The sequence below is a fragment of the Pseudomonas sp. c313 genome, from assembly GCF_055407145.1.
The window spans coordinates 1-7137 of sequence record NZ_JBUZRD010000031.1; the positions used below are offsets into that span (position 1 = coordinate 1).

Annotated in this window: 11 protein-coding genes; 6 read left to right on the forward strand and 5 right to left on the reverse strand. The window is 54.6% G+C overall.

The window, feature by feature from the left end:
* The first annotated feature begins 255 nt into the window (after positions 1-255).
* The 3 genes from ACZRKZ_RS27565 (at position 256) to ACZRKZ_RS27575 (ending at position 1698) form a co-directional block, all read left to right on the forward strand.
* On the forward strand, positions 256-765 hold the full coding sequence (locus tag ACZRKZ_RS27565; protein ID WP_463863228.1) for a hypothetical protein: 510 nt from the start codon (positions 256-258) through the stop codon (positions 763-765).
* A gap of 10 nt (positions 766-775) precedes the next feature.
* Positions 776-1306, forward strand: a complete 531-nt coding sequence (locus ACZRKZ_RS27570) for a DUF5384 family protein (protein ID WP_463898462.1) — start codon at positions 776-778, stop codon at positions 1304-1306.
* Positions 1307-1368: 62 nt separating this feature from the next.
* Positions 1369-1698: a hypothetical protein gene (locus ACZRKZ_RS27575; protein ID WP_463863246.1), complete on the forward strand. Its 330-nt coding sequence runs from the start codon at positions 1369-1371 to the stop codon at positions 1696-1698.
* 172 nt (positions 1699-1870) lie between these two features.
* Here ACZRKZ_RS27575 and ACZRKZ_RS27580 read toward each other — a convergent pair whose 3' ends face one another.
* From ACZRKZ_RS27580 to mobQ, 4 genes are all read right to left on the reverse strand, one after another.
* On the reverse strand, positions 1871-2140 hold the full coding sequence (locus tag ACZRKZ_RS27580; protein WP_463863244.1) for a type II toxin-antitoxin system RelE family toxin: 270 nt from the start codon (positions 2138-2140) through the stop codon (positions 1871-1873).
* Entirely contained in the window at positions 2124-2348 is a 225-nt protein-coding gene (gene relB / locus ACZRKZ_RS27585) for a type II toxin-antitoxin system RelB family antitoxin (RefSeq protein WP_463863242.1), read from the reverse strand. Before relB ends, ACZRKZ_RS27580 begins: the two co-directional genes overlap by 17 nt.
* Positions 2349-2412: 64 nt before the next feature.
* The gene (locus ACZRKZ_RS27590) at positions 2413-3039 is read right to left on the reverse strand and encodes a hypothetical protein (RefSeq protein ID WP_463863240.1); all 627 of its coding nucleotides are present in this window, start codon (positions 3037-3039) and stop codon (positions 2413-2415) included.
* A gap of 10 nt (positions 3040-3049) precedes the next feature.
* Entirely contained in the window at positions 3050-4159 is a 1110-nt protein-coding gene (gene mobQ, locus ACZRKZ_RS27595) for a MobQ family relaxase (protein ID WP_463983194.1), read from the reverse strand.
* A 171-nt stretch (positions 4160-4330) separates the two neighbouring features.
* Here mobQ and ACZRKZ_RS27600 point away from each other — a divergent pair, with 171 nt between their 5' ends.
* Positions 4331-4612, forward strand: coding sequence for a hypothetical protein (locus tag ACZRKZ_RS27600; RefSeq protein WP_463863236.1), 282 nt, complete (start codon positions 4331-4333; stop codon positions 4610-4612).
* A gap of 69 nt (positions 4613-4681) precedes the next feature.
* On the opposite strand, the gene ACZRKZ_RS27605 is transcribed toward ACZRKZ_RS27600, so the two are convergent.
* Positions 4682-5143 (reverse strand): DUF4234 domain-containing protein, encoded by a 462-nt coding sequence (locus tag ACZRKZ_RS27605; RefSeq protein ID WP_463863234.1) that lies wholly within the window; start codon positions 5141-5143, stop codon positions 4682-4684.
* Between the two features lie 756 nt (positions 5144-5899).
* On the opposite strand from ACZRKZ_RS27605, the gene ACZRKZ_RS27610 reads away from it, so the two are divergent.
* Together ACZRKZ_RS27610 and ACZRKZ_RS27615 are read left to right on the forward strand one after the other, a co-directional pair.
* The gene (locus ACZRKZ_RS27610) at positions 5900-6589 is read left to right on the forward strand and encodes a replication initiation protein (protein ID WP_463863232.1); all 690 of its coding nucleotides are present in this window, start codon (positions 5900-5902) and stop codon (positions 6587-6589) included.
* 11 nt (positions 6590-6600) lie between these two features.
* The gene (locus ACZRKZ_RS27615; RefSeq protein WP_463863230.1) at positions 6601-7005 is read left to right on the forward strand and encodes a hypothetical protein; all 405 of its coding nucleotides are present in this window, start codon (positions 6601-6603) and stop codon (positions 7003-7005) included.
* The last annotated feature ends 132 nt before the right edge of the window (positions 7006-7137 follow it).

Below are 7137 nucleotides of genomic sequence, written 5' to 3' on the forward strand. Positions count from 1 at the left end.
CTGACCAGCACCCGCAAAAAAGCCCACCAGTGTGGGCTTTTTTGTGGGGGGCCATTTAACGAAAACGCCGTTATGCGCAGTACTCGCGCAGTTCATTCCAATAGGCCGGCGGCGCGTGGACAGCTACTGCCCTGCAGCCGTTCCCAGGTTTCCTTAGCTTTGCCTTCTTGAGTTTGATTAGAATGGTGGCACATTGCTGCAAATCACAATGGATTGTCCCATTCGGGATTTCTTACGCTCATAGAGATATTAGAAATGATGATGTTAAAACGCTGCCTGGTGCTTTCGATCGCTGCCGTTCTTGCTGGCTGCCAAACTTCCGGCGAGGAGTATCAAGCAGATGTATTCGACGCCAGTCAGGTAAACACTCAGCAGGAAGCTAAAACCGTCAAAATCCTTACCATCTCGCCGAGCAAGATAAAAGTCAGCAACGAGAAGAACAAGAAGGCAGCCATGATGGCTGGTGGGGTACTGGGTCTGGTCGGTGGTGCCGCACTGGGCAACACGAAAAACACTGACACAGCCATTGTCGGCGGTGTAGCCGGTGGCGCTGCAGGCGCCATGGCGGGCTCGATGGTCAATGACACCACCCTAGTTCCGGGCGTGCTGATCGGTTACTCCGAAAGCGGAAAAATCTTCACGTCTACCCAGGTGGGTCGCCCTTGTGAGTTCAAAGTTGGCGAAATTTCCCTGATGGTGATGACGATCTCCAATGAAACACGCATTCAGCCGAATGCGACCTGTCCAGAACCCAAGAAAAGCTAAGGGGCCGGACATGAAACATATTGTTCTTGGCTCCGTCCTCGCACTGCTCACCATGCCGACATTGGCAAACCAATTCGACAACCTGCACCAAATCGAACAGCAAACCAAACAGGCTGAAGCAGCCTCTGAGGCCGAACGCATCCGCCAAGCGGCAGCCGAACGGGCACGCGACGAAGCGCGTAGCGCTGCTGATCGTCGGCAACGTGCCGTGGCACAGCAGGCTGCGCAGCAAAAGGCCTTTGAGCAGCGCAAGGCACAAGAACTCGAACATAAGCGTGTTCAAACTCGTGAAGAAGGCTTCGAAGACGAGCAGCGCGCACTGGATCTGGAAGAGCGTCGCCTAGCACTACAAGCGAAGCGAGCCCGTGCCGCACGCACCAACGACTACATCGATGCCGAGCTGCGTGATAGCGCTGCACGCACCGACGTGATCCAGTCTGAAGCCGACTCAGCACGCAATGTGACCTCCGGCGCCAAGTCCCTACTGGAAGATACCGGCAAGGCTGAAGTCAACCGCTCCAGCCGCTTGTTCGGCGAGTAATCTTCCTATCGATCTGCCCCGGACCTTCGTCCGGGGCATCCGTTATCAGAGATAAATCCATCATGCTGCGTTTATTTACGCTGGTTGCCGCAGGCCTCCTCCTAAGCTCCTGTTCCAAAGAAGATCCCAAAGCCCAGTTCCCGACTGTCGACCTGCACGGGCGCCTGGTGGTAGATCAGGAGATGACGACCAGTCGTCAGGCCCAAGGTATCAACGGTGAATATTACAAGCGCGTCCTCACCGTTAATGGCCAAGAGATGATCTTTGCCGATTTCATCAAGCAATTTTGCTCTGACACCAACACCCGCAACGAAACTTGCCTGAAAGCCTTCCGCATCAAAAAAATCGATGATGTCAGCGGCGCAACCAAATTTCTCCCCAATGGGCTCTGACACCAACAAGCACGTCTGCCCAATAAATATAAAACTGATTACCGCGTGGGGGAAAAGGCCAAAAAAATGGAGAGGATTACAACGCTGGCGAGATGCCTGATTCACACGCATAAGCAATGTTTCATTAAAATAAAAAACCCGATTCTGCGGGTTTTTTATTGAGTGGAAAGTCCTAGCGGTATACCTCCCGTCGATTCCCAATCTTGACTACGAGGATGCGCAACGCGCCGTCCTCAATGCTGCTGATGAGACGGTAGTCACCCACCCGATACTTCCAAAAATCCCCCAACCGTGAGCCTTTTAAGGCTTCGCCAATACTACGCGGATCGTCCAGATTCGCGACCCGCTCCTGCAGGAACAGGAGGATGCGTTTAGCAACTTGTGGATCGAGCTTGCCCAGCTCGCGCTCGGCGGCGCGATCAAATTCAATCCGCCAAGCCATAACGCTTCATCACTTCCTCAAGAGGTACGGACTCCGAGCGACCGGCACGGTTATCCAACAGGCGCTGTTCCGCCAGGTACAGGTCTTCAAGATCGTCCAGGTGCGCCACGATAGCTTCCCGAGCGTAGAAGGTTTTAGTACGGCCGGTAGCCTTGGCGAGGTTTTCCAGGCGGTCTTCCAAGTCAGAAGGCAGTCGAATCGCAAGCATGGCCAGACTCCATAATAAGATTTGCTATACAAGTATATCATCAAGGAAAAACAAGCGTAGCGCGTCAGTACCCCTGCAGAATCATCCAACGTTGCCCATTTTGACCGTACTGATCGCCTTTCTCAGCCTTCGGATCAATCCTTGCGCACAGCCTTTTTGAATCGCCACATGTAGACAGCTGAACCCGGCCCCCTTTGGCCTCCAGGTCGGCTGCATTGGCCCGCAGGTCGGCTATTTCGTTGGGGCTGGGTACCAGAAGCATGGACAACCCCACGATGGAGGCCAGCAGCATGCAACTGGTCGAAGCCCAAATGGCGGCCCACTTCCAGCTGATCAAGCTTGCTGCTTGGTGCAGGCTTTCTTCCGCCTGCTCAGCACGCGCTGTAACGCCCTGTAACGCCTTTACAGCGGGCGTAACAGAATCACCCAGAGTGGACTTGGTTTGTTGCTGGACGCTCGCTAAAGCAGCCTGAACCGCCTTCTCGACCGCGATCCGCGTGGCCTTCTCGATGATAAGCGCCGAGGCCTGACCCGCTTTGTTCATCTCTTCAACGGCTGTGCCAGCTCGAGCTATGAGTGCATGCAACTGAACATGTCGATCCTCAAGCTTTTGCAGTGCCTCACTGGCAGCTCGCTGCTGCTCTTGGGCTACGGCCATCAGGCCAAATAGCTCCTGCTCACTGATACTCAAATTATCCCCCTCACATGCCGAAGTCCGGGCCGCCACGGCCTTTGCTTGGCCCTTTATCGTGGATTAACTGGTCTTTTTCGAATCGCTTTAAGGCCTCTTTGGCCTGCTCTTGCCGTTCGAGTGCGGCGCGCTCCAGGGCAACTCTGTGCAGCTCGTTGGCCATCCGTTCGCGCTCCGCATCAATACGAGCGTTGAAGTCTTGGTTTTGCTGGAAACGAGCCTTGAAAGCGGCCATTCCATCAGCGGCGGTTTTAGCCACTTGTTCGCGTGCAGCACGCTCTGCACGGGCTTTTTCAAAGTTGAAAATCTGCGCCGATACCATGCCCAGCTCCGCCCGGTCGGTCACCAGTTCGCGGGTATGGTCATTCGCGGCGGCTCGATCCAGAGCACCCAACGGCGCACGGCCTTTACGGGCCGACTCGCGCCGGATCTGCGTCACCCTTGGGCCTTCGTGAATGGTTGCCGGTCGATCCAGCTCCGCGGCGCGATTCATGTCGCCGGCATCGAGCGCAGCGGCGCGCTGCTCGATCAACGAACGCCGATCCACCCGCGCCTCAACCCCGGCGCGCTCCAGTGAATAGTTGGTTTGATCCTCGATCATGGCCCGTATCCACTCCACCTCTTGCGGGCCGCGCTTCACGTCGTCCAGTTCGCGGGTCTTCTCGCCCAACTGGCCCGACGCATCGAGGCGGCGCGTGGTCATCAGGAGATGGACGTGGTGATTGCGGTTGTCGCCCTCTCGGTCGGGATGGTGAACGGCCAGCGTTCCCGCTGTGCCGTAGCGATCGGCCAAGCCTTGGGCAATCGACTTGGCCAGTTCTCGGCGTTGCACCTGGTCAAGTTCGTGCGGCAGCGCGACCAAAACTTCTCGGGCTACTCGGGCGTTCTTGCGAACTTCGGCAGCTTCGGCCTTGTTCCAGAGTTCGGCCCCGGATTGAGGGCGCATGCCGACCGGGGAAAATGACTCGACGTGATCCACGCCGGAACGGCGGGTGTAGTCGTGAATTTCGCCGGTACGCTCGTCGAGGATTCGCTCGGCATTCCGATATGCAGCGGCGGCAGTGGCGGAACGGCCACTGCTACGACTGACGGGTTTGACGGATGCGGAGTAGAGCGCCACGGTTTTGGATTCTCGATTTGCTTGTGATCTTTTTTGATTTGTCGGCACTGCCGACCGCCTGCAAACTTAGTTTGCGTAAGTGCGCCCTTCTCTTCTTTCAGGGTAGTACTGTGCGCACCAACACTCTAGCGTAGGATGACAAAAACAGACACCATCAAAGGCATTAAACGAATGGCTGATTTAGACGAACTAAAACGAAAGCGTGACCAACTCACTGCCAAGATTCAGCAGGCAGAAGCACGACAACGAACTACCGCCAAAAAGGCAGATGATCGGGTCAAGGTTTTGGTCGGAGCGGCTGTACTGCATCAGCAAACTCAGTCCACTGAAAAACGTGCTGCTCTGTTGGCTTTATTGGAAGGTTTTCTGACTCGCCCGGCTGAACGATTAGCCGTGCTGGGGGAAGATGGTCAAGGCTCAGAGGCGTTCAAGCGATTGATAACAGGCTCCTAAGATTCCTGGTAAACAATTGCCAAGCAAACAGCCGGCAATCGTGTTGAGACTGCCAGCCTGTCGATCGCATCAGGCCTGAGTGGTTTGACCACGCAGGATCTGTTGCTTGCGTTGCTCTTCTGGCAGGTCGTTGATGCAGTAGTTGATGTAGAAGACGTTCAGGAAGAAGGTGTAGAACGCGTTCATGCGCAGATCGATTTTGTGCTCGCGGAGGGCGTATTCCGACAAGGCATTTTTGGCTTTGAACGCCCAAACGATATACAGGGCGTTTGCCGCAATAATCAGAATGCCGGACAGCGCATCGAACAGTGCCTCACCCAAATTGGATAAAGCGCCGCTCCAGCCAAGGCAGACGGCCAGCCAGATAATGTAGGTGTTATCGACCAGTTTGATCTTGGTTGTTTCGCTGATTTTCTGATTGCTTCTGATAAGCCACAGCAACAGGTACAGCCCGAGGGTTGCGATCGACAGCAATACCATATTCAAGGTTTTGGTATTTATCTTGTCTTTGAGTTCATTGATGTCAGGCATAGCGGTTCCATGTTCAGGATCGAGAGGATGTCGTACATGGAGGGGTTAAAGTGGAGGCATTGTTATGCGGAATGGGGTGAAAAGCACACATTCCTTGCGCTGTCTCTAGCCTGTGTCGATTGATTCGAAACGGGGGTTCTGAATCAATGCTGACCATCTTCCATGTACACGAAAATGATAGCACGGCGATAGCACACTAAGTGCAGCCGCGACCTTCCCCGAGTTGATTACCGCGCAAGCAAAGCGCGCAGGGCGTAGCCAGCGCCGCGAAGGAGCGAAACGCCCCTTTGCACCGCCTAAAATTGTGCACGTAGGTGGGAGGGCGTGCAGGGACTGGAGGGGCGCCGGTTTTGGATCAGGGAGAGATTCCGGGTTTAAAGGGGCGGATTTGTTGTTCTGCTTTCCCGCCTCTCCTCCGACGTTGGTCTCTATGGCTCATGAGCTCGAGTCATCCTCCCACTCTTTTAAAGCTTGTTTTTCTTGTTTTTACTTGTTTTCGTGATTTTAACTCGTTGTTTTTAAAGGACTTTTTCAAAAGTTCAGGGACAGATTCCGGGTTTAAAGGGGACAGATTCCGGGTTTAAAGGGGACAGATTCCGGCTCAATCAGGGACAGATTCCGGCTATTATCCACAGGGACAGGGACTTGACTTGTCCCTGTCCCCTACACTTAAATCAGGGACAGATTCCGGGTAGCCGCTTTCCATGGGGGAGAGATTCCGTGCTATCAGGGACAGACTCCGGGTCAAGACAAGTGATGGTCGAAAACAAGGTCACGCAATCCAACAAGCTCATTGAGTCCTCGCACACGCTGACGCTCAATGAGAAACGCCTAGTGCTATGCGCTGCGTCTCTGATTGACCCACGCAAACCACTTCCCAAGGACGGATACCTGACCGTCCGGGCCGACACCTTTGCTGATGTGTTCGGCATCGATGTGAAGCACGCCTATGAGGCGTTGGATGATGCCGCTACCAGGTTGTTCAACCGCGATATTCGCCGATACGTGAAGGGCAAAATAGTGGAACGCATGCGCTGGGTCTTCCATGTGAAGTACCGAGAAGGCCAAGGCTGCGTCGAACTAGGCTTTTCCCCTACAGTTCTCCCACACCTGACCATGCTCAACAAAGAGTTCACCAGCTACCAACTCAAGCAGATTGGCAGCCTGTCTAGCTTCTACGCTGTCCGCCTCTACGAACTAATGAGTCAATACATCAAACTCAAACAGCGGGAATGCACTCTCGCCCAACTACGGGAAATGCTCGATCTCGGTGACAAGTACCAGAACGTAAAAGACATGCGTAAACGCGTGCTCAATCCGGCACTGAAAGAGCTGAACGCAAGTACCGACTTGGCTGTTCAGATAGAGCCACGCCGGCAGGGCCGAAAGATCGTCGGCTTTTCGTTTACGATCACCAAGAACGATCAAATGACACTAGAGCTTTAACGAGGTAGCACATGGCCTGGCACACCATCACGGAAGCCCAAAAGCTGACCGGAAAGAGCCGACGCACGCTCTACCGTGATATGGCCACAGGCCGCTTATCTTGGGAGCCTGAGGGCGAAAATTCTCGCCGTCTGGAGACGTCTGAGCTGATCCGCGTCTATGGTGAGCTGAAACCGCTGGCACAGTCAAAAACAGAAGAAACGGCACATGGCGACACTGCCAATGGCACGCAAGATACAGCCCTGATTCTGGCCGAACTAAAGGCATTGAGAGAGGAAGTGGCCGAGCTTCGCCAAGCTATGCGCTTGATCGAGTACAAGCCTGAGACGGTAAAGCCTGACACACATGGCACGGCGGAAAGTGTGCCAAACGAGAAGCCGTCACCTTGGTGGCGGCTTCCTCTCTTCAAGAAATAGCACTCCCCAAGCCGCCACTGCTCGCAGTGGCGGCTGACCAGCACCCGCAAAAAAGCCCACCAGTGTGGGCTTTTTTGTGGGGGGCCATTTAACGAAAACGCCGTTATGCGCAGTACTCGCGCAGTTCATTCC